Raw genomic sequence first — 23,977 nt, 5'->3', positions numbered from 1 at the left:
ACTACCACTATCCCAATAACAGCAGATAAAACCTATGATAAGCCTATGTGTCTCTTTGTAATAAGAAACAAAAAAGCCCCTTGCGCTAACACGCAAGGGGCTTTTGATTATCTATCGACTGAAAAATTTGTATGCAGAATTAATGCATCATAAATTTCAAAACAAACAGACCAACAAGGATGTATGCAAGATTAGGAATCTCAGCACGACGGCCTGTGAAGAACTTCAGTACTACGTAAGAAGTAAGACCAAAGATGATACCTTCAGCAATACTGAAAGTGTATGGCATCATAACGATACAGAGAAAAGCAGGAATTGCTTCGGTGTAATCGTCAAGATCGATTTCGCGAATCGGGCTCATCATGAACATACCAACAGTAATAAGAGCAGGCGCAGTTGCCTGAGCAGGAATTACGAGGAAGATAGGAGCAACGAGAAGAGCCAGAGCAAACATTGCCGCAGTAGTAAGCGCGGTAAGACCTGTACGGCCACCTTCAGCAACGCCTGCTGCACTTTCTACGAAAGTAGTAACAGTTGAGGTACCAAGACAAGCACCTGCGGTTGTTGCGATAGCATCTGCGAACAGAGCCTGTTTTGCGTTAGGAACACGACCGCGTTCGTCGAGCATGTTTGCTTTAGCAGTAACACCGATGAGGGTACCTACTGTGTCAAACATGTCTACAAACAGGAAGGTGAACAGAATAATGGCCATGTCCAAAGAGAACACATTGGAGAAGTCCAGTTGCATAAAGAGCGGAGCCAAACTTGGAACACTGAACAAGTGGTCAGTATTAAAAGCACTCAGATCTGTTACGCCAAGTGGAATACCAATAGCAGTTGCTACGAGCATACCGATGAGCAGTGCGCCTTTAACTTTTTTAGAGAAAAGCACGCCGATAACGATAAGACCGATAATACAGACCATAGGGCCTGCAGAGGCAATGTTACCAACAGTAACAAGGGTTGGCTCGTAAGGAACAACAATACCGGCACTCTTGAAACCGATAAGCGCAATAAAGAAGCCGATACCGGCAGAAATAGCGCGCTTTAAGTTTACAGGAATACTGTTAATAATTGCTTCACGGATGTTGGTACCAGTGAGGATAATAAAGATAACACCTTCAAGGAATACTGCTGTAAGAGCAGTCTGCCAAGTGTAGCCCATGGTAAGAACTACGGTGTAGGCGAAAAATGCGTTTAATCCCATGCCCGGCGCTAACGCGAATGGCAGGTTTGCAAAAAGCGCCATAATCAATGTACCAACAGCTGCGGCCACTGCAGATGCAGTAAACACCGCAGCAGGGTCCATTCCAGCAGCTCCCAGAATAGCCGGGTTAACAGCCAGAATGTACGCCATAGTCATAAATGTAGTCAGGCCCGCAGTCACTTCTGTACTTACAGTAGTGCCGTGCTCGGACAGCTTGAACTGACGCTCAAGAAATCCCTTGCTCACAACAAGATCCTCCTTACGTAGCAACCACCGCATTTCCTTTCCTCAACAATCCGTACAGTCCCCGCACGGAATGCCGCACCTTGTCAGAAGGTGCTCCCTGAAATGCGATCCTACTCGTTAACAACAGCAAAGCCGACCATTGGAAGTGGGTCGGCTCGGACTCCATGCACCAAAACGTATAAGAGCGCAAGAAAAGAGCCAACCTTGTCTCAATGTGTTTCACGCCTTGTGTCTCAACGTGTTTCAAAAACTGCACAGATAAAAAAGTTACCTCATTTACTCACAGTTACTATCTAACCACGTCAAGCAACCACCCTATATCTATAGAGCATCGCCTAATTGCACGGCACGAGCCAGCTCATATTTATTTATTGTTCTTTTTTCTTATTGCTGTGCCCACTTTTGACTTAACAGTACGCACACCTGCATTGCCTTTTCCATATCCTGAATACTTACCCATTCGTATGGGCCATGCACGTTCTGCATTCCACAAAAAATATTCGGGGTTGGGATACCTTTTTCGGTAAGTAGCGATCCGTCAGTCCCACCGCGAATAGGCTCTTCCACCACCTGCAAACCGACTTCTTCAAATACCTCACGCGCAATTTCTACAGGACGCATATCATCTTCAAGCCAGTACCGCATATTTCGATACTGTTCACTAAAAGCACATGTAATTTTTGCACGCGGCTCTGTTTTTGCGATCAGATCACACGTCTCGCGAATAAGCTGGCGCTGCTCTTCAAGACCATCCAACTCAAAATGACGTAAATTCATATCCAGCGAGCATACAGCCGCGTTGCCTGAAATTTCATCTACAAAGATAAAGCCTTCGTAGCCGGAAGTGGTTTCTGGCGTCATTCTGTTCTGAGGCAAGGTGTTAATAAGCTTTGCTGCAAGGAACAATGCGTTAACGAGTTTATCCTTGGCTGAACCGGTATGGATTGAAACACCTTCAAAAGTCACTGTGGCTTTGTCCGCAGAAAAACTTTCATAGGTCAGCGTTCCGGGGTCTTCTCCATCAATGGTATAGGCAAAGTCACATGCGAGATCTTTTATAAGCTCATCGCTAACGCCTTCGCCAATCTCTTCATCCGGTGTAAAACATACACAAATATCGCCGTGAGGAAGTTCCGGATGTTCTTTCAGCCAATGAACCAGTCCCATAATGACGGCGATGCCAGCTTTATCATCCGCCCCCAGCAATGTTGTACCGCTTGCAGTAACAATGTCTTCACCCTGCTTGTCTGCAAGCAGCGGGAAAGCGGTAGAGGAAATGACAAGCGCTGGATTATCCGGCAGCACAATGTCACTTCCATCCCAATTGTTATGCAGCAGCGGCTTCACGCCGGTAGCATTAAAAGAGGGAGCAGTATCCGCATGTGCCACAAAAGCAATGGTAGGAACTTTACTTTCTATATTTGAAGGAATGGTAGCCAGCACCGCGCCGTAGTTGGTAACACGCGCATCATCAATGCCCAGTTCGTGCAGTTCATCCGCAAGCATACGAAGCAACACGAGTTGACATTCTGTGCTTGGGCGGGAGGTTGAAGCAGCATCACTTTGGGTATCCACTTCACAATAGCGAAGAAGACGTTCTGTAAGAAACGAACACAAATCTTTATTTGTCTGCATAGCAAATGCCTTTATTAAATAAGTATGAATTAAGAGATCATACTCCACTGCAATATAAAGTAAATACTCTATAAAATATTATTTTCACATCACAACATTGTTCAAGAACGTTCCGTACAAGGAACAACTGACAAGAACAACCATGCGACACTATTGAATCAAACCTATTTTGTAGACTTACGCATCCTTTTGCACTGTGATTTCCCAAATTGAGAATTCTATGCAATACCATTCCCATATTGGGAGGGCTGTATGCTTATTAGTGTAAAGGATCAGATTCAATATTATGCCGATACAATTTCAACAGTTACAGGACTGGATGTTGAAGTTGTAGATACAACACTTGTCCGTATTGCAGGCACAGGGGCTTACGCCCATGGTATTGGCGCCAGTATTAAACAAGCTGGCAACCTGTTAAAGGCTACGCTCAAAGGCTCGAAGCCTCTCTTTATTGAAAATCCGCGAAAAAATGAAATTTGCAAAGGATGTCAGACAAAGGTCAGCTGTAAAGAGCTGCTCTCCATCTGTGCTCCGATTTCCGATGGCAACACAACATACGGCGCCATTGAACTCGTCTGTCTCTCCCCCGATGCACGCGAACGCGTAATCCCTCAACGAGATGTCTACATCAACTTTCTCCTTCTTCTCGCAAACAGTATTGCAGACCGCGTACGCGAAAAGCAGAAATTAGAAGACATCAGCGGATTGCTTGATGCAATGTCTGAAGTCGTTAACATGAACGACAAGGGCACACTTATCTACAATGCGCAAGAAGACGTCGTGTACAATAACCAACGTGCCCAAGAAATTTTGCAGAAGACGCTTGATTCTCAATTTGAGAATTTCTCTATCACGCCAACTGGCATTACCTTCTCCGGCCAAAACGAATATCTTGTAGAACAAGAAGACCGCCAGCAGTTTGTTGTAGGAAAAAAGCTCAACCTAAAATCCGCAACTAGCAGCTTTTCTTCCGTATTTGTTTTCGACACACTCCAGTCTGCCGTTTCTCATACACAGCACGGTATTGATGACGAAAACTGCTCACTGAACCACATCGTTGGCGGCTCACCACTCATTCATATCTTGAAAGAACAAATCCGCGCCACCGCCACCACCAACTCGTCTGTTCTAATCACCGGCGAAAGCGGCACCGGTAAAGAACTTGTCGCCCGTGCCGTCCATGCAACAAGCGACAGAGCAGGTGCTCCATTTATTGCCATCAACTGTGGCGCAATTCCAGACACGTTGCTTGAAAGCGAACTTTTCGGCTATGTTGGCGGCGCGTTTACTGGCGCACTTAGACAAGGCCAGATTGGTAAATTTGAACTGGCAGAGGGCGGCGTACTCTTCCTCGATGAAATCTCATCAATGCCGATCTATCTTCAGGTTAAACTTCTGCGCGTCCTACAGGAGCGCACAATCACACGCCTTGGCGCAACACGCTCCATCTCTGTAGATATCCGTATTATTGCAGCGACAAACGATAATATTCAGGACTTGATGCGCCAGAACATGTTCAGACCTGATCTATTCTACAGGCTCAACGTATTTCCTATCCAGACACCGCCCCTTCGCAATCGCCTTGATGACCTTAATCTACTCATCAACCACTTCACAGCAAAGTACTCTTCATTATTCGGTAAAAAGAAGATCACACTTCCGGCATCCATTATGAATAAAATGCGCAAGTACTGCTGGCCGGGGAATATTCGTGAGCTGGAAAATGCCATTGAATACCTTGTAAACATTACCGAAGATAACGGTAAAATTAACGAGCATGCTTTGTACGATGGCTTCCTGCAATCTCCAGTGGATGCAGAACGCATGGTCTCCGACATAGATTCACGCCCTGTTATTCCCCTCAAGGAACTAGAGAAACAAGCAATACACAGAGCACTGGATATCTACGGGGACAGTACTCAAGGGAAAAGGCAAGTTGCCTCAAGCCTCGGAATCAGTTTGGCGACCCTGTACAGAAAATTGGAACAGTAGATACGCACAGCTTCCACCTCACTTTCGCTATTCTCAAAATAAGAAATTTTCTCATTTTGAGAATAGCCCCTTCCTCTTTCGCATCACTCCAAATTTACACAACAATATGTTTTTACAGACTAAATGTCGTAAAAGCTCTTTTGGCACACTCTCTGCTTTATAAGTAGCAAATTAAATTTTCCACAAGGGAGAACTGAGTTGTCGAAGGTTAGAATTAAATTCAACGAAAATCCAAAAGCACCTACTGCTGGCGCTGATGTTTCTTTAATGAGTAAAGAAGTTGCTGAAAAAGTCCGTACTTTTCATCGCACTTTTCCAGCATATGCTCCTACACCGCTTGCAAGACTTACCAAACTTGCTTCCCATTTAGGCCTTGGTGAAGTGCTAGTAAAAGACGAATCCTACCGTTTTGGACTAAACGCTTTTAAAGTGCTGGGCGGCTCGTACGCCGTTGGTAAAATTCTCGCGGAGAAAATGGGCAAGGACATAAGCGAAGTAAGTTGTGAATACCTTCGCTCCAAAGAAGTCTCTGACGCTGTTGGTGACATTACATTCGCTTCCACTACCGACGGTAACCACGGACGAGGGCTTGCATGGGCTGCTGAGCAGTTCAATAAAAAAGCCATCATCTACATGCCTAAAGGTTCTGCACCTGTCCGACGCGACAACATCCAAGCACACGGAGCAGAATGTACCATCACCGAGTTAAACTATGATGACTGCGTACGTATGGCATGGGATGAAGCACAAAAAAATGGTTGGGTAACTGTGCAAGATACCGCGTGGGAAGGATACACAGAAATCCCTAACGCGATCATGCAGGGCTACACAACGCTTGCCCTCGAAGCACTGGAACAGATGCAGGACGTTGGCGTAGAACGCCCGACTCACATCCTGCTTCAAGCTGGTGTCGGTTGCTTTGCCGGCGCAATGCTTGGCTTCTTTATGTCCACATTTGGAAAAGACTGCCCAAAATTCATCATTGTTGAGCCTGATGCAGCAAACTGCTTCTACGTTTCAGCATGCGAAAACGACGGCAACCCTCACGCAGTTGAAGGCGACCTTCTTACCCTTATGGCTGGTCTCGCCTGCGGCGAACCAAACCTCACAAGCTGGGAAATGCTCCGCGACTACCCAGTAGCTTACGCCACATGTTCTGATGATGTTGCAGCCGTTGGCATGCGTATTCTCGGTGCCCCTATTAAAGGCGATTCACCTGTCACTTCCGGCGAATCCGGTGCTGCCACCGCAGGTTTCCTCCAGTGGATCATGCAAGACGAAGAAGGCCGTGAAGCTCGTGAACAGGTTGGCCTTGATGAGAACGCTAAAGTGCTGTGCATCAGCACAGAAGGTGACACTTCTCCTGAGTTATACCGTGATGTTCTTTGGTTTGGTCGGGATTACTTGTAGCCCCTGCATTCAGTTGCCCTAATGAGGTTAGATATGACTATTCAAGAATCTGGTTTTGTGAATGAAGAATTTGAGTCCAGAACTGCGCGCATGCAGAAATTAATGCGCGAGCGCAAGCTGGATGCAGTCTTTCTTACAACCGAACCGAACATCCGCTATTACACAGGATACTATACTCAGTTCTGGGAAAGCCCGACCCGCCCGTGGTTTTTGGTAATACCTGCTGAAGGTAAGCCTATCGCTGTAATTCCAGGCATCGGTGAAAGTGGTATGCGCGGTACTTGGATTGAAGATATCCACACTTGGTCATCCCCTGCACCGGACGACGACGGCATCTCACTTGTTGCCGGAGTTATTAACGCGCTCCCAACCCGCTTCGGTCGTATTGGAGCCACTCTTGGCTTGCAGTCCTATCTGCGTATGCCGACAGCAGATTATATTGATCTGTGCGGTCGCGTTAAAGGTAAAGAGTTCGTGGATATTGCAGAAGACATGCACTACCTGCGCTCTATCAAAACTCCGGCTGAAGTCGCAAAAATCCGCAGAGCATGCCAGATCACCAACGATGCGTTTGACGCAATTCCGTCCCACGCAAAAGTTGGTCAGACAGAACGTGACATCTGCACCCAGATGCGCATCAACATGCTCAAGGGCGGCGCTGAGTTTGTAAAATACCTCATCTCCGGCTCAGGACCTGACGGCTACAAAAGCATCATCATGGGACCTACATCTCGAGAAATCGAAGACGGCGACGTACTGATCATCGACACCGGTGCAGTATTCGACGGCTACTTCTCCGACTTTGACCGCAACTTTGCGTTCGGCAATTGCAGTGACGAAACCCAGCGTGTTTACGACTGCGTTTACGAAGCAACCACCGCAGGCTTCAACGCTGCACGTCCAGGTGCAACGACTACAGATGTCTACAACGCAATGTGGTCCATCATGGAAGCAGGCGGCGCACTCGGCAACGGTGTTGGTCGTCTTGGTCACGGTCTTGGTATCCAGCTTACAGAGTGGCCTTCTAACACCGCCACAGACAACACCACACTTGAGCCGGGTATGGTTATCACCCTTGAACCGGGTATGACCTATGAAGATGGCAAAGAGATGGTGCACGAAGAGAATATTGTGATCACAGAAGACGGTGCTGAATGGTTGTCACGTAGAGCTGACGAACACATTCTCGTAATTTAACAGCCGTGAACAACGTGGCAAAAGTCATCGTTGTTCTTACTAACCTTGCTGATGGCCTTGTTGGCAGCTGTATGTATAGCGAAGTTCGTAGTGAGCCATTCCCAGCCGGTAGCGCATTTCAGGCTGCTGTACTACCTTTGATGCGAGTGTTGAAACAGAACCAGTTGTTATTGTGGATTAACTGAATTTTCCAATAAGTAAGCACGCCAGACGTGCGCTAGCGGCATAAGGAGTGGTGCATGCTCACCCAATTAGACTACGAGGCAAGCGAACTTTTTCTTAAACATTCTAAGGCACCACGACCTGACAAAGTACACATTGGGCTTGTGCAGCTTTCTACAGATCATTCAATTGAAGCGGATTTGAATATGCTTGTCGGTTCATCCGCAATGATCTTCAGTAATCGAGTCTACTATTCAAGCTCGATGACGAAAGAAGCGCTTGCAGAAATATCCCGAGGCATAACTCAGTCTGCCAGCTTGATCGCAACAGGCCTCCCTATGGATGTTATGGCCTTCGGCTGCACCTCTGCCTCCATTGTTATCGGCAATGAGAAGATTAGAGAGTTGCTTACCGTTGATAATCCGGGAATTCCTGCAACAAACCCATGGATGGGAGCACTAGCCACTTTTAAACATTTAAAAGCCAAACGGGTTTCCATTTTTTCACCCTACCCTACAGAGGTGAACTACCCGCTGTATCAGCAGCTTGTTGCAGAAGGATTTGATGTACCGACGATTGGAGCTTTGCGAATAGAAAAAGACACTGACATTACAACGGTTTCTTTTGATTCCATGCTTGAAGGGGCTAAACGCATTTTAGCTCAGGCACCAACAGACGCAATTTTTATGTCTTGTACGAATTTACGAGCACTTGAACATATTGAAAAAATAGAGGCTGAATTAGGGGTTCCTATCGTTACAAGCACACAGGCAATGTTTTGGCATGCCATGATGCTTGTAGGAAAACAGCCGAGAATTGAGGGGTTTGGGCAACTGCTTGCAGGATAAATGAAGTGTGGTCTTTTATACTGCCTAGTCTACGTCTTTTAGAAAGATTGCATATTGAAAGCTCCCCCCCGGGGATGGGTAAAGAAGGGATAGCATGAAGCTTTTTTGGAAAATTGATGACCTAATTTCTCTTATAACGGAGTGGGTTTTGGCCAGTGGGATTCTTCTCATGGCCGTGCTCCTTATTTGCAATGTTGTTTCTCGAAAAATATTTGCTAAAAGTATGGCCTCGGCCGACGAACTTGGTGGCACGCTGCTCATTCTTGTCACCTTTGCTGGTATTGGCTACGCCGCTCGTAAAGGCCGCCATATCAGAATGACAGCTATTTTTGATGCGCTTCCTCCCAAGGTGCAAAAACGACTTATGATTTTCATCTCTTTTGTCACCATGATTACATACGTTTACGTATGCTTTATTGCCCTTGAATATATTGAATACACTAAAATGTTGGGCAAAGTGACCTCTGCGTTGGAAATGCCGGATTGGATTCGTGCCGTAGTTGTTCCCGTTGGTTTCGGGCTGGGCGCTATTCAATATTTTATGAATATTATTATCAATATTAAAGAGCCTGAGCTTTATATTGGTACGGAAAAAACTGCGGGGGGCGAATAGAATGCTAGTTCTTTTCGGCGTAATGATTCTTTTGCTCATCATGGGCTTCCCTATGATGATGACAATGCTGCTTGCCACGCTTACCTATGTGACCATGTACGCACCAATGGTTCAGCCATTTATTACCGTACAGCAAATGATTCTGGGCGTTCAGGCTCCTGTATTGATGGCTATTCCAATGTTCATCCTTGCCGCAGATATTATGAGCATGGGCCAAACCTCGGAACGTCTGCTTGATTTTGTTGAAAGCCTTGTTGGCCACTTAAATGGTGGTCTTGCTTCTACAACATCAATTACCTGTGCACTTTTTGGGGCGGTTTCCGGTTCCACACAGGCTACTGTCGTAGCTGTCGGCACACCGGTAAGGAAAAAGCTTCTCGCTAGAGGCTATAGTGATAGTGAGGCTATGGCGCTTATCATCAACTCAAGTAACTTGGCCTATCTTATTCCGCCAAGCCTAGGGATGATTGTATACGGCGTAGCAAGTGGAGCTTCCATTGGCGATCTTTTCATCGCCGGTATCGGTCCAGCTGTTGTTATCATTCTTCTGTTCTCTGCATACAACGTGTTCTACGCAAAAAAGAACAATATCCCTCGGTTGCCAAAAGCAAGCACTGCTGAGCGCTTACTGGCAACAAAACGATGCCTTTTACCTTTTGGTTTCCCAATAATCATCATGGGCGGCATTTACTCCGGCATCTTTAGCCCTACTGAAGCTGCGGCTGTAAGTGTTTTGTATGCGGCAATCATCGAAATGTGCATATACAAATCGGTTAAGGTCAAAGACCTTTACAAGATCGCACTTTCCACCGGCGTACTTACTACCGTCGTATTTATTCTGGTTGCTGTTGGTCAGGGTTTCTCATGGGTTATTTCATACGACCGTATTCCTCAAATGCTTACGCAAGGTTTGCTTGGGGATTCAGCATCTGTCTTCCTTATTCTGCTCACCGTTAACATTGTCTTCTTCATTGGCTGTATGTTTGTAGAAGCCATTGTTGTTATTCTTATTCTTGCTCCAATCTTTGCTCCTATCGCCCAGAATGCTGGTATCGACTTGGTGCATTTGGGGATCTTAATTACGCTGCAAGTTGCCATTGGCTCTGGAACACCGCCCTTTGGTACCAGTATTTTCACATGCTGTGCCATCTTCGATAAACCGTACATTGAGGTTATTCGAAACGAAGGGCCATATATTGCCATATTACTGTTTGCCTGTTTGTTGATTTCAGCATTTCCTGAAATCTCATTATTCCTGGGAGGATTGATGAAGTAATCCATCAACGATTACCCCATCAATACACAAACTATTTAGGAGAAAAAGATGAAAAAGTTCTGTTCACTTTCTTTAGCGTTGCTGATCATATTTGCCGGTGTGTTGTCTGCATCTGCCCAAGACACATATACTTTTAAAGTTACTCACGAAGAATACACAGACACAGTACCAGACCTGTATGCAAAAGAATTTGCACGTCGTGTTACAGAAAAAAGTAACGGTAGAATCAAGTTTGAAATCTTTCAGGTTGGCCAGCTTGGTGTAGGCGTTGATTTAGTAGAGCACCTGCTTACTGGCTCTACCCAGATGGCTATTGTTAGCCCTGGTAACGTTGCTACCATTATTCCTGAAGGCCAGATGTTTGCACTGCATTACCTACTGCCTTCCAGCGTAGAAAAAACATACAAATTCTTAGCTCAGAGCCAAGTTGTAAAAAAAGACCTCGCTGCTGTTTACGCAGAAAAAAATCTGCGTCTTATGGATCTGTGGCCGTTGGGCGCAAGCGACTGGCTTAGTGATAAAAAAATCACAACTCCAGCCGACTTTAAAGGTTTGCCTTTCCGTACCATGGATACCCCGCTGATTATCAAAAACTACGAAGCATACAACGCTAACCCGACTCCTGTTGCGTACACCGATGTATACAGTGCTCTCCAGTTGAACATGGTTGACGGCGTAGAAAACCCACTCGGCGCTCTTAGAGATATGAAATGGTACGAAGTACAGAATTACCTTATTATGTCTAACCACATCATGTACTTGGAAGGCGTGTTCTTCAACGATCGCTTCTTCAAATCTTTGCCTGAAGATCTGCAGAATATCCTTACTGAGACCGTTGCTGAAATGCATCAGTACGCTTACGAACTCCAGAAAAAAGCAAACGCTGATGCAGCTGAGCTTCTTGCTAAGCATACAGAAGTAGTTGAACTGACCGACGAACAGGTTGCTGCATTCAAAAAAGCTGCTCTGCCTGTTAGAACATACTACAAAGAAACACTTAGCAGCCGCTGTGCTAGCATGCTGGAAAAATTAGAAAAAGAACTCGCTTCTTTTAACTAGACACTCCTCAAAAAAAACGGGGCATGGAAACATGCCCCGACATACTATTACACAATTTCCTTTTACTCTGAGTTGCTTTACTCAACACGAGAAAAAGACCCAACAAGCACAGATAAAAGAGAAATAGCAAGAAACGGATTCCTCATTAATCCAAATTGATACCCCAAAACACAGCTGGCATGGAACTTCCGCCCATGCCAGCTGTAAAATAAAATGGTAACATAGCATGTTTGAAAAAATCACCGCTCGGACAAAGCACTACGCGCAAGATATTTACGATTTCGCCAGTACGCTAATTCAAATTGAAAGCCTTTCCGGTGACGAAGAACGCGTTGCGAAATGCGTAGAAGCGAAGATGCATGAACTTGGTTTTGATTCCGTATTTCTCGATGAAATGGGCAATGTTTGTGGAACAATCGGCCACGGCAAAAAGCTTGTATGCGTAGACGGACATATGGATGTTGTCGGCAACGGCGACGAAAGCCAGTGGTCACGCGCTCCACTATCCGGCGATCAGGATGCAGAACGCATCTTCGGACGAGGCGCAGCTGATATGAAGTCCGCCATTGCTGCCATGGTCTATGCAGGCAAAGTCATCAAAGATCTCGAACTCACAGATGATCTTACATACATGGCGTGCGCAAGCGTGCAGGAAGAACCATGCGAAGGACTCGCATGGGAATACATGATCGAAGAACGCAACCTTCAGCCGGATTTCGTTATTCTTGCAGAGCCAAGCAACGACGAAATCTCTCTGGCACAGAAGGGACGTCTCGAACTCAAAATTTTTGTTTCGGGTAAAAGCGCCCACGCCTCTACCCCGCATCTTGGTGACAACGCAATCTACAAGATGGCTTCTATCATTAAAGAGCTGGAAGAACTCAGCCATAATTTTGAAGTTGAGGATCCAGAGCTTGGAAAAGGCTGCCTTGTAGTTTCCGAAGTTACTTCAAAGACCGCTTCCCGTTGTTCCGTTGCCGATTACTGCGAAATTTCCATAGACAGACGCCTTACATGGGGAGAATCCCCTGAATACGCACTTGGACAAATTACAGATCTTCCTGCTGTTAAGGCTGCTGGCGCACGCATCGAACTCTATACGTTCACAGACCCTTCCTACACAGGAAAGACGTGCAACAAAGAATGCATTTTCCCTGCATGGAAGCTGGAAAAAGACCACGACGTCACAACAGCATCCGTTCAGGCATATGAAGAATTATTCGGCAAAAAAGCAACGCTTACCACATGGCCGTTCTCGACAAACGGTGTTGCCATCATGGGCAAACACAATATTCCAGTCATCGGATACGGCCCGGGCACACTTGATGCCTGCCATGTAGCTGATGAATACGTCAGCAAAGAACAGGTGCTTCATGCAGCCATGATGTATGCTGCTATTGCCACAACCTACACTAAAAATACTTTGTAAGGATCATATGATGAAAACAGAAATTTACACTGAAAAATCTCCAGCTCCAGTAGGCCCATATTCTCAGGCAATCAAACACGGCGACACCTTGTATGTTTCCGGCCAGCTTCCAATTGATCCGGAAACCGGAAAGATATGCGAAGGCTCTATTCAGGAATGCGCTCGCCAATCTCTTGAAAACCTCAAAGCTGTTGTCGAAGCCGCAGGCGCAACCATGGATCAGATTGTTAAAACCACTGTTCTCATGGCAAATCTTGAAGATTTTGCAGACGCAAACACCGTCTACGCTGAATACTTCAACAAGCCATACCCTAGCCGTAGCGCCTATCAGGTAGCCAAGCTTCCACTCAATGTTCGCATTGAAATTGAAGCTGTTGTTGCTTTATAGCTAACTTCCCCAAAGTCCCAAAAAAAGAGTCCTGACAAATGTTAGGGCTCTTTTTTTATGTTCCTTCCGCACACACAAGTTGTAGTTAGTACAAACAGCTCTTCGTCATCAAGCTTTCAAGAATAAGTGTGGATTAAAAAAATCTTTCCCTTAGCTCTCCCCAACACGTATATCATTATAAACTCATCACCATAGCCCCAAGGGCAAATCATATCCGGAACCTTCTTCAAAAGAGGTAAAACCAACAAGCTGTTATGGCATCTATAATAGAAAAACATAGCGATAATTGTATGTTACAATATCGCGAGTGATATTGCTGCACCCGGTTTTATAAAAAATGTGATAGGTATGATGCCCGATAAAAAATTACGAATATCTGCTGTCATCGGCACCCGACCCGAGGCCATAAAAATGGCACCGGTTCTGCGAAGTATTGCTGCCAGAACTGACATGGAAATTTCCCTCATTTCTACAGGGCAACACCACTCCCAACTCGATCAAGTTTTTTCTTTCTTCGACCTGACACCAGACGTTGATCTGGAGCTTATGAACGTTACTAAAAATCTTAACGAACTTTCATCAAAAGCATTGATGGGTATGGATTCGATTTTAGAAGCTACTTCGCCAGATCTCCTTTTAGTGCAAGGAGATACCACCACAGCCTTTACAGGAGCGCTGGCTGCTTTTCACCGACAGATTCCTGTTGGGCACATTGAAGCCGGATTACGTAGCGGCAACATCATGAATCCATATCCTGAAGAAGCGAATCGTAAGCTTATCAGCACATTCTCAACGCTTAATTTTACTCCGACACTCTCAGCACAGAAAAACCTTTTGGCTGAAGGCGCCACGCCATCAAGTATTGTTGTCACCGGCAACACTGTTGTTGATGCACTGAACAGCATTTCCAGCAAGGTCACAAAACTTCCTACTGCTGTCGCAAAGGTTATCCAATCCGAAAATCGTCTTGTTCTGGTTACGGCGCACCGTCGCGAATCATGGGGTGAGCCACTAAAAAACATCTGTGCTTCCATCAATAAAATAGTCCGCGCTTACGATGATATTGAAATTGTGTTTCCGATACACAAAAACCCGAAAGTGCGTGAAATCGCATTCGATAATATCAAAGAACATCAACGCGTGCACATCATTGAACCACAAGACTACTTCGATTTTATCTCAACCATGAAACATGCATCGTTAATTTTGAGTGATTCCGGAGGTGTGCAGGAAGAGGCACCTACTTTTGGAGTACCCGTATTGGTTATGCGCAAGACAACAGAGCGCACAGAAGCGCTCGATGCCAAACTGTCCAAACTTGTAGGCACAGATACTGATAAAATAGTCAAAGAAGCATTCGCTATCCTTAACAATAAGCAAAAGGCAACCAAGCCGATCTCACCGACTAATCCCTTTGGAGACGGCTTAGCTTCTAAGCGCATTGTACAAGCTATTTCTGCTTGGAGCAGTGGACAGCATCCATATCTTAACGAACAAGACTCTTTTCGTTTTCCATAACTCTGAAAACTCCAATGGAACAACACTAGATCCAGAATTACATAGGCGCAACGCACCCAGTTTCTTGAAAATTAAACAATTATGGGACTCATATGTTAAACGAAGTGGGCATAATTCTTTTTTTAATACTCAAGATCGTTTTTCTTGGTGTTGCATTCATCTTTGTTATCAGTGGCATCGACGAGTTCTTCATAGACCTCTGCTATTTTTTTCGGGAAACCTATCGCAAGTTATTCATAACAAGACACAATAAGCGCCTGACAGAAGAACAACTGCTGGCTAAGCCTGAACAAGCAATTGCCATTATGATTCCTTGCTGGGATGAATCTGCTATCATTCGGCAAATGCTCGAAAACACCATAAAAACAATTAATTACTCAAATTATGTTATATTTATAGGCACGTACCCTAACGATCCCGCTACTCAGCGAGAAGTAAATTTAATACGCGAAAAATATGGCAACGTAGAACGCATTGTTACGCCCAACGACGGACCTACAAACAAAGCTGATTGCCTTAACTGGCTTTACGAAGGCATTCTAGTTTTTGAAAAAGATAACAATAAAGAATTCGAGATCTTCATCATGGAAGACTCCGAAGACATTATCCATCCACTCATGTTGAAGCTGTGTAATTACGTTATTCCTAAACTTGATATGATTCAGATTCCGGTACACCCTGTACCGCGTCACTGGACAAATTTCACTGGTAACCACTACCTTGATGAATTTGCAGAAAACCATACACGTGATCTTATTGTACGCGAAGCCCTTACAGGAGCCGTACCATCTGCCGGAGTGGGAACAGCACTCAGCCGCAAGACACTTAAAACTGTTGCAGCTGCAAGAAACCATCAGCCTTTCAACACAAACTCCCTTACTGAAGACTATGAATTCGGTCTTCAGCTAAAAGAATTCGGCCTCAAGCAGGCATTTGTACGCCAATGGATTTGGCGCAACAAAATGGTCAAAGGCTTCTTTTCTCGCACCCCGAAGCAAAAACAAGTTAAAGAATTTATCTCCATCCGCGAATTTTTTCCCAACACACTTCACACGGCAATCCGTCAGAAAACTCGATGGGTTATGGGTATAGCACTTCAAGGATGGAGTACCATGGGCTGGCATGGCAACCTTGCGTATCGCTACATGCTGTGGCGAGATCGCAAAACATTAGTAACCAACCTTGCGAACTTTACTGGTAACTTTTTGTTCGTCTTCATTTTAGGACTGATTATCTACAACGTCCTTTCAAAAGAATATAACCTGCCACCATTGGTAGATGATTCTCCATGGTCAACTGCGCTTATTTCGACCTGTCTCTTTTTCCTCGTCTGGCGAATTCTCATGCGCGTCCTTTTTGTTGTACGCACATACGACTGGTTCCAAGGCTTGTTGTCTATCCCACGTTTATTTTGGGCTAACATCATCAACTTCATCGCCACTACTAAAGCAATCGCCATATACACAAAACTGCGTGCCACAGGGCAAAAAGCTGCATGGGACAAAACAGATCATGTATATCCTTCAGAAGATGAATTGCGTGCCTACCGTCGTAAATTGGGTGATCTGCTTTTAGACCGCAGATTCTTAACCATTGAGCAGCTTGATTCCGCCTTAGAAGTAAAAAACAAATCGAGCAAGCGCCTTGGTGAAGTGCTTATTGATCTTGGCTACATAACGGAAGACCAACTTATTCAGGCATTAGGCATTCAGTTTACAGTCGAAACGCAGGATATTGATCCTTACAGTACGCCACTTGAATTACTCGATATGGTTCCGTTTAAATCTGCCGTTACATACAACGTCTACCCATTAGCAATTGAAAATGATCAGCTCATCATGGCTACAAACGAGATGCTTGACGAAAAGTCGTTGCGCGATATTGAAAAGAGTGTCGGACGCTACATTGCATTACGCATTGCAGCAAAAAGCGACATCGCCTTCGCTATCCGTAGAGGCTACGAACGCCGTTTTACCTTAAAAGAATCGAATTTTCTGGGTAAAGCACTTGTAGAAAAAAGCGAGATTTCCTCCGAAGATCTTTCCGAAGCCCTTCGGACTCAAAGACGCCGTTACCTCCCTCTGGGCGAAATCTTAATCCGGCAGGGTGTTCTCACTGAAGAGACATTTGCAAAAGCAAACAAAGAATTTTTAGAGCAAAAAGAAATTAAGAGAACAGGAGAGTTCCTGTTAGCCCAAAAACATATCACTCCAAAACAATTGAATATTGCCCTTGTTGAACAAGCACGAAACTGCCCATTATTGGGCGAAGTACTTATCGAGCAAGGGGTAATTACACCGGAGAATCTTGAGCATTTCCTAAGTGCTTGGGAGACCAAGTAATGTACCGAATTATCGCTATATTCAGTCTGACACTATGCTTTTCCATCACTGGTGTACTCTACCCGCAGTCAGCTGTTGCTGAAAGAAACTGGTTTGAGCAACAGATTATTGAACTTAAAGTCTACCCTTACAAAGACAAAGCATACGAGCATCTCAAAGAGGGGAAACTGAGTGAAGCAGCTGTAGAGTTTGCCAAAGTTCTTGAAATTGATCCCACCGACACAAACGTACGTTTAGATTATTGTCAGGTATTATATGACCAGAGAGACTATACTCAGGCCAAAGCTCAAGCTTTAGAGGTTCTTAAAAGTCATCCTGATAATGCCAGCGCCTTGATGCTTGCAACAAGTTCGCTACAGAAACTTGGGCGTAACGCTGAAGCATTAGATCTGTTGTTAGATACGATACAAAAAAAAATTCTTACAAAACTCGCACAAGAGAATGCCTTTGTCAGTGCAGTTCACTTGCTTATAAAGCAGAAAGAATATGCCCTGCTACTAAATATCCTTGATACCGAGGGCTCTACTCTTTCCCCCGCAAAGCACGCATACATTCTTGGGTTAGCCTACAAAGGAGCTAATCGTCTCAATGAAGCGCTGAAAGCCTATAAAGAAGCGCTCGCCTTTACAGATTCAGACGCCCTCTCACAGAAAGATCGTTTAATCGCCTTAAGCGATATCGCAGATATTTATATGAAGGTTCGTAAGTTTGATGAAGCTCAAGAGATATTACTTAAAGCTCACAACATAGCGCCAACAGTAACGTCCATTACCTATCGACTGGCGGAACTTTCTTACGAAACAAAGCAATACGACAAGGCTCTGGAATGGATTAACCTTTCCCTAAAGAATAGACAGGAATCAACTCAGTTACTGCTTAAAGCATTTATTCTTGAAGAGCTGGGAAGAGGCAATGAATCCATCGAACTCTTTGATAAGCTGACCAAAACAGCCGCAACAATGGATGAAAAAGCTGAGCTATTCACGAAAAAAGGGTTCGTAGCTGTAAGGCTTGGCAATATAGATATGGCCATCGAAGCTTTTGAGCAGTCCTTAGCCATCGTACCAACTGCTGAAACTATGGAGGCATTAGCCACGGCTCAGGGGCTTAAAGGCGATTGGACGAAAGCTATTGAAACATACAAATTACTTATTTCAACATTGGAGTTAGGTGCGGATCAGGCTCGCGCCCATATGGAACTTGGCACTGCCTATATGAGAGAGGGAAATAGCTCCAAAGCAATTGCTGAATTATCTAAGGCTCTCGATTCCGGATTCCTCTCATCAGAAAATCAGGTAAGCGCACTGCAAAACCTCGGCTTCCTATATTATGGTTCAAAGCAATATTCTGAAGCAAAGGATGCATTCCTCGCAGCGTTGGCGAGACACCCCGATAACGACCAAACACTGCTGGCCTTAGGACGAACTCAGCTTTACGCGGGGGAATACAAGGACGCCATTGCAACATTCCAAAAACTTGATTCAGCGAATCACGATTTCGCTACTTCCATGTTGCTGGCTTACGCTTATGAAAAAAACGGACAGCATGAACAGGCTATCAAAATCTACAAAACTATTTTGAATTCTGACCAGTTACATGGTGACAATGCTATGGTTGTTTTTGAACGCTTAGCGACTCTAGAAACTCGACATGGCAAGCCTGAAACCGCAGGCGAACTCTACCTTAAAGCATATGAAGCTGCTGAGAAAAAAAAAGCCATCCCTGCTCCTTCGCGCTGGTGAATCTTTCTATTCAGCCCAAAAATATGACAAAACATTAAAGACTCTCAGTAGATACCTTCGCGTATCATCTGATGCGCATAATTTTGAAGCATTAAGCATGATGGGAACCATATACTCCAAACGTGGACATGCAAGCAAAGCAGCAGAGGTTTATGTTAGAGCACTTACCCATTCCACACTTTCACCAAAACAGCGTCAAACTCTTCTTATCAATCTTGGTTACCTCTATATCGCAATGGATAAAACCGATGTAGGGATACGCTACATGCGGCAAGCCATCGCTGCGGGTGGAGAAACTCCACGCCTTCGGATGGACATGGGGCTGGCTCTATATAAGGCGGAAAAATACCAAGAAGCTATTAAGGAACTTAGACGCGCAAGAAACCTTGGCATCAAATACGAGGCTGATTCAGCACTGAGTTTCTGTTTTCAAAAACTCAACAAACCCGGTCTGGCTCTGTATTATCTGAAAGAAGCTAAAAAATGTGCACCTGCGTCTGTGCTCCAAGGCTCTGCTAAAATCTACGACCAGCTAGGGTATCTTTACACCAGCGAGGGAAGCTATACCGAATCTATTGCTAATTATAAAATTGCATTATGTATTACGCCTACTTCGCTAGGGGCATACAAGCTTGGTCAGGCACAGCGCCTAGCGGGAAATCTGGAAGCTGCTGAATCTACCTTGCTGACGGTAAACCCGGAACAATTGGATACGCCGGAAATCCGTGTACTGTACTACGAAGAATTGGGTCGTACGTATAAAGAGTCACAACAATTTGAAAAGGCTCAAGCAGCGTTCAGTAAAGGCATTGCAGAAAAACCAAATGCCGAAGGATACTACCTTCTAGGACAAGTTCAAGAAAGTTCTGAAGACCTTGAAGGAGCCATCAAATCCTTTCAAACGGCTGTAGAACTGGAACCTGCCAACGCATATAGAATATCGCTCGGGTACGCGTATTATAAAAATGAAGAGCTTGAAAAGGCTGAAGTAATTTTTGTAGATCTTCAGAAAAAAGATCCTGATTACATAAATCTTGTAGAAAATCTCGCGTACATAACCAAGCAACTGTACGACAATGACGCATCCGTGGCTTGGTTTAAAAAGTCCATTGATAATGCCCCGTACTATCCTGAAGAAACGAAAAAATCACTCAGGAAAAAAATCTACGATTTTAAAGAAGAAGTCCGACACATAACGAATCGCTGGGATGTTACAGCATTCTATGCGTATTCACCGGATGACGATAATTTCGTTTCCGATGCACAGGGCATTCAGGTTGGCGTTCTTGATAATACTGCCGGTGTTGAAGTTGGATATATTCCAAAAAAATTCGGCTTCAGAAACGGAAAAATCTTTTCACTCATTGGTCGAGTCAGTGCGAACCGGCTAGAAAACGGTGTCTTCGACTTTTCTGCTGAATCAACTCAGGGTGCCGCCGGAGTTCGATACAAACCTTTTTCCGAAGCAAACATTGCCCTTGGTGTAGAACGCCTATTTAAAATAGGGGAAGACGCTGAAGACAATACTCTCTTGCGGCTTATGGGTTCCGTGGATGACGGCTGGGCAATGCAAGCCGCAGAATCCAGTTGGAACTACAGCTTCCTCTACGCTGAGCTGGATGAGTATATTCAAGATGAAAAACGTACTGTGTTCTTAATTCATGGACGTCAGGGATGGACATGGAACATAGATGATGCGTGGCTTATTACCCCTCACCTCTTTGCTACATATAATGAAGTTTCTCCAGACAGAAATAATTTTAGTAGAATAGAAGGCGGACCGGCAATTTCTTTCCGCTGGCTTGAGGGAGAAGATCAGTATCTCGCCTACAAACGCGATTGGGAAGTCTTGATCCGGTATCTGTATGGCAAATACACAAAAGAAAATAGCGACGACTACAATGGATTAGGCGTTACCCTAAGACTTAACTTCTAGAGAGAGCAATATGATAAGCCGTCTTCGTACCTTTCTGGCCACTTCTATTTTAGTTTCGATCTTCCTTTTGCCGTCTTCCGGCTTTGGTATGCAGGGTATTGCAGGAACCTTTTTACAACCCACCAAGACCATGGAAACATGGGACGGTAAGAAGTGGGATACTCTTTTCGATACATACCGAAGACTGGGTATCCGCGAAATAATAGTGCAGTGGGTAGTGTTTGAAGAAAGCGCGGGAACAACAGAAGGCCCCCAAAAGCCCGAGGCTCTCGAAGAGCCAAGTGAACCAATTCAATCCGTTCCTATATATAATCTATCCGTCATCAGCAAAATATTAGAGTGCGCTGAGTGCAATGGTATGCTCGTTACCCTTGGCGGTGTTTTTTATAATTCGTACTGGGAGCGAGTAAAATCCGAGCCTGAACTTATACAAGTTCACTTTATGCGGATACGCAAAGCAACCATGGACGCCATTAAACCAATTGCTCAGCAGCTCCAACGCTCCCCAGTTTTTGCCGGGTGGTATATTTCTCAAGAAATTGATGACCGGACGTGGTTGAGCGAAGAATATAGATCTATCCTTTGTGATTTCATCAAAGATAGCCACGGAGACCTCAGCACGTTAGTTCCAAACAAACCCATGTCCATCTCCGCTTTCTCAAACGGATGGGCTTCACCGGAAAAACTGGGACAATTCTGGAGGGCTGTTGCCGATGAGTCTGGGATTGAACGCGTCCTATTTCAGGATGGGGTCGGCGTAAAAAAATTAGGCATTAAAGATGTGCCCATTTATCTAAGTATCATGCAGCAGAAAATGCAGGGATCGTGTTGTATCATCCAGCCTGTACTCGAAATATTCACTCAATTAGAGAGTGACACCTTTAAAGCAGAACCTGCATCGTTAAAACGCATCCAAGAACAAATGCGAGAAGAGCTACCGTACGCTCCACATGGAGTTATGATATTTAGCGTTGCCGAATATATGAGCCCGCTGGGTGGCGAAAAAGCAAATGCTCTTCTCCAAGAAGTTCTTCACGGCAGTTAGCCAACTCACTGCGGAGCCATCCCTTTGAAATTCACGACTCCCGAACATCCCGTAAAATTTGACAGTTTATTTGTTACAACAGAAAGATCTTTAAAGAATATGGTCAGGAAAAGCCCTTGCAGCAAAATCTGTAAGGGCTTAATTTTAAAAAAAGTTTTATGCGCGCTTACGCATTTCGTATGCGGCTTCGACCATGTTTTTCAAAGAAGCAATACACTCCGGCCAATCACGAGTTTTAAGACCGCAATCTGGATTTATCCACAACCGTTCTTCTGGGATATACGCTTTCGCATCTTCAAAGAATTGTACCATCTCCTCTTTGAATGGAACACGCGGGCTGTGGATATCATAGATCCCCGGGCCGATCTCATTCGGGTAATCAAAGCTCTTGAACGCATCCAATAACTCCATTTTGCTACGGCTTGCTTCAATGCTGATAATATCTGCATCCATTGTAGCGATAGCACCAAATATAAAACTCGTAAGTGTCAGTACTGCAAAAAAGCAAACAGTTAATGTTAAAATTTAGCTAATTTTCATCTTCATCCTGTCACCGATTCAACGCATCAAAGAAGTAAGGAAAAATTCAACACTAACTTGATAGGCTATGACACGAAAATTGAACCTGACATGATTTGATTAGCCTACCTGTTTAAGAATTAACCCAAAATCAATCTTCGAGAACAAAAAAAGACGACCTAAAAGATCGTCTTTTTATTTATACCATACGTTACTCACATGATTAACATACTTTTTTATAAATAATAGTTTTTAGTTTAAGCCTATTACCACTTCAAAGATTTTTTTTTGGCCTTCATTTCTTGCTCGTACATCATGTGAATTGTCGCGTAATTACACATTCCAATCCCACAACACTGGTTGATGACACGCGCTAATACGTTGTTATCTTGTGCACTAAGCAACTGTTTAAACGCTTCCAAGTTCTGCTCTTCCATCATCCGCAATGTACTCTCAGAATCCATACCAACCTTGGAGCATTCCTGTTTAACATTCTGTTTAATATACTCGATGACAGCTTTTTTNATTTTCTGAAGTCGGATTAAACCCAATCGGATTAACGAAATTAGCAGCAAGCGCCGGGACTGTTAGCAGCAAGCAAAGGAAAAGAAGTGATATTATCTTCATCGCATCACTCTTACTGTTTTACTCTATTACGAAACTCTTGCGCCTTCTCCATGATGTCATTATACGTCATCCCATCAAAGAACTTTCGAACTTCCTCTTCGTTCCCTTTCTTGGCAATGAACAGCAAGGCTCCCATCCCAGTGAGGGTTTCGTTAAACTTTTGCTGTTCATTTTCAGGTACAGACTTGTAGATTTCCTGAATTGATTGCTTAAAAGCAGTTTTAGATGAAGCGTCTACCGTTGGCTCAGATGAACATCCTACTCCAACAAAAATAAATGCTAACAATAAAAAAACAATAAAAAAACTTAGAACAAATTTTGATCATACCCACTCCTTTTCTCCCACAGAACACACACACAGAAAAGTGTCAATAAAGAGTAAAAAATATGAATAATTGAGGATAGCTACTACAAAAAAAACAGCTCAAAGAAATGTTGCTTGTTGCTACACGCAGCAACTCATCTTTACTAGTGGCAATAGCATTTAAAGAAACCATTCAGTGTATTTTCACTCAATGACCGTGCAAAACTTAAATCTCATTCTACACAACTAGTTGAGGTAAATATTTTATCAGCAAAGATTAAAGAACTCCTTCACCAATAATCCCTTCTTAAATACGTTGAAGTAATCAATTCAGGCTTCAGAACAATGTAACCACTAATCATCGTGGAGGTAATGATCACGATGCTAACAAAGCCCACAGCATGTAAAAGTAGAGAAAAAAAGATCACGGTACTCTCGGTAAAATAAACAAAAAAACTCAGACTAGATTTTAGAACTAAAGC

The 23,977-nt window shown here is 44.3% G+C and carries 18 protein-coding genes and 1 pseudogene; 15 read left to right on the top strand and 4 right to left on the bottom strand.

Annotated features, from left to right (window positions below; all coding sequences use genetic code 11):
• Positions 1-139: 139 nt before the first annotated feature.
• Both MKHDV_RS03220 and pepT read right to left on the bottom strand, forming a co-directional pair.
• Positions 140-1,453, bottom strand: coding sequence for an NCS2 family permease (locus tag MKHDV_RS03220; RefSeq protein ID WP_216846844.1), 1,314 nt, complete (start codon positions 1,451-1,453; stop codon positions 140-142).
• Between the two features lie 384 nt (positions 1,454-1,837).
• Complete coding sequence (pepT, locus tag MKHDV_RS03215; RefSeq protein WP_160712206.1) at positions 1,838-3,088, bottom strand: peptidase T; 1,251 nt, start codon at positions 3,086-3,088, stop codon at positions 1,838-1,840.
• A 252-nt stretch (positions 3,089-3,340) separates the two neighbouring features.
• On the opposite strand from pepT, the gene MKHDV_RS03210 reads away from it, so the two are divergent.
• The 15 genes from MKHDV_RS03210 (at position 3,341) to MKHDV_RS03140 (ending at position 22,045) form a co-directional block, all read left to right on the top strand.
• Positions 3,341-5,080 carry a sigma-54-dependent Fis family transcriptional regulator gene (locus MKHDV_RS03210; RefSeq protein ID WP_160712204.1) on the top strand — a complete coding sequence of 580 codons (1,740 nt, stop codon included), beginning with the start codon at positions 3,341-3,343 and terminating at the stop codon, positions 5,078-5,080.
• 198 nt (positions 5,081-5,278) lie between these two features.
• A complete protein-coding gene (dpaL, locus tag MKHDV_RS03205; protein ID WP_160712202.1) occupies positions 5,279-6,490 on the top strand; it encodes a diaminopropionate ammonia-lyase in 1,212 nt (403 codons plus the stop codon).
• 33 nt (positions 6,491-6,523) lie between these two features.
• A complete protein-coding gene (locus tag MKHDV_RS03200) occupies positions 6,524-7,687 on the top strand; it encodes a Xaa-Pro peptidase family protein (protein WP_160712200.1) in 1,164 nt (387 codons plus the stop codon).
• 14 nt (positions 7,688-7,701) lie between these two features.
• Entirely contained in the window at positions 7,702-7,872 is a 171-nt protein-coding gene (locus MKHDV_RS03195) for a hypothetical protein (protein WP_160712198.1), read from the top strand.
• Between the two features lie 54 nt (positions 7,873-7,926).
• Positions 7,927-8,697 carry an aspartate/glutamate racemase family protein gene (locus MKHDV_RS03190; protein ID WP_160712196.1) on the top strand — a complete coding sequence of 257 codons (771 nt, stop codon included), beginning with the start codon at positions 7,927-7,929 and terminating at the stop codon, positions 8,695-8,697.
• Between the two features lie 94 nt (positions 8,698-8,791).
• Positions 8,792-9,310 carry a TRAP transporter small permease gene (locus tag MKHDV_RS03185; RefSeq protein ID WP_160712194.1) on the top strand — a complete coding sequence of 173 codons (519 nt, stop codon included), beginning with the start codon at positions 8,792-8,794 and terminating at the stop codon, positions 9,308-9,310.
• 1 nt (position 9,311) lies between these two features.
• Positions 9,312-10,586 (top strand): TRAP transporter large permease, encoded by a 1,275-nt coding sequence (locus MKHDV_RS03180; RefSeq protein ID WP_160712192.1) that lies wholly within the window; start codon positions 9,312-9,314, stop codon positions 10,584-10,586.
• 48 nt (positions 10,587-10,634) lie between these two features.
• Positions 10,635-11,645 (top strand): TRAP transporter substrate-binding protein DctP, encoded by a 1,011-nt coding sequence (gene dctP / locus MKHDV_RS03175; protein WP_160712190.1) that lies wholly within the window; start codon positions 10,635-10,637, stop codon positions 11,643-11,645.
• A gap of 226 nt (positions 11,646-11,871) precedes the next feature.
• On the top strand, positions 11,872-13,074 hold the full coding sequence (locus tag MKHDV_RS03170) for a YgeY family selenium metabolism-linked hydrolase (RefSeq protein ID WP_160712188.1): 1,203 nt from the start codon (positions 11,872-11,874) through the stop codon (positions 13,072-13,074).
• A 10-nt stretch (positions 13,075-13,084) separates the two neighbouring features.
• Positions 13,085-13,462 carry a RidA family protein gene (locus MKHDV_RS03165; protein WP_160712186.1) on the top strand — a complete coding sequence of 126 codons (378 nt, stop codon included), beginning with the start codon at positions 13,085-13,087 and terminating at the stop codon, positions 13,460-13,462.
• 348 nt (positions 13,463-13,810) lie between these two features.
• A complete protein-coding gene (wecB, locus tag MKHDV_RS03160; protein ID WP_254060399.1) occupies positions 13,811-14,980 on the top strand; it encodes a non-hydrolyzing UDP-N-acetylglucosamine 2-epimerase in 1,170 nt (389 codons plus the stop codon).
• A gap of 92 nt (positions 14,981-15,072) precedes the next feature.
• The gene (locus MKHDV_RS03155) at positions 15,073-17,322 is read left to right on the top strand and encodes a glycosyl transferase family protein (protein ID WP_160712184.1); all 2,250 of its coding nucleotides are present in this window, start codon (positions 15,073-15,075) and stop codon (positions 17,320-17,322) included.
• Positions 17,322-19,064, top strand: a complete 1,743-nt coding sequence (locus MKHDV_RS03150) for a lipopolysaccharide assembly protein LapB (RefSeq protein WP_160712182.1) — start codon at positions 17,322-17,324, stop codon at positions 19,062-19,064. The genes MKHDV_RS03155 and MKHDV_RS03150 overlap by 1 nt, the downstream gene beginning before the upstream one ends.
• Complete coding sequence (locus tag MKHDV_RS03145; RefSeq protein WP_216846843.1) at positions 18,973-21,000, top strand: tetratricopeptide repeat protein; 2,028 nt, start codon at positions 18,973-18,975, stop codon at positions 20,998-21,000. Before MKHDV_RS03150 ends, MKHDV_RS03145 begins: the two co-directional genes overlap by 92 nt.
• 10 nt (positions 21,001-21,010) lie before the next feature.
• A complete protein-coding gene (locus tag MKHDV_RS03140) occupies positions 21,011-22,045 on the top strand; it encodes a DUF4434 domain-containing protein (protein ID WP_160712178.1) in 1,035 nt (344 codons plus the stop codon).
• A gap of 156 nt (positions 22,046-22,201) precedes the next feature.
• On the opposite strand, the pseudogene MKHDV_RS03135 reads toward MKHDV_RS03140, so the two are convergent.
• Both MKHDV_RS03135 and MKHDV_RS03125 read right to left on the bottom strand, forming a co-directional pair.
• Positions 22,202-22,519: pseudogene (locus tag MKHDV_RS03135) on the bottom strand (5-methyltetrahydropteroyltriglutamate--homocysteine S-methyltransferase); the annotation flags it as partial.
• Between the two features lie 682 nt (positions 22,520-23,201).
• A complete protein-coding gene (locus tag MKHDV_RS03125; protein ID WP_160712174.1) occupies positions 23,202-23,477 on the bottom strand; it encodes a DUF6694 family lipoprotein in 276 nt (91 codons plus the stop codon).
• Positions 23,478-23,977 lie beyond the last annotated feature (500 nt).

Origin of the sequence: Halodesulfovibrio sp. MK-HDV (genome assembly GCF_009914765.1) — a bacterium.
Taxonomy (GTDB): domain Bacteria; phylum Desulfobacterota; class Desulfovibrionia; order Desulfovibrionales; family Desulfovibrionaceae; genus Halodesulfovibrio.
The sequence above is the reverse complement of the archived record's forward strand: the minus strand, read 5'-3'. Positions and strand labels throughout refer to the sequence as shown.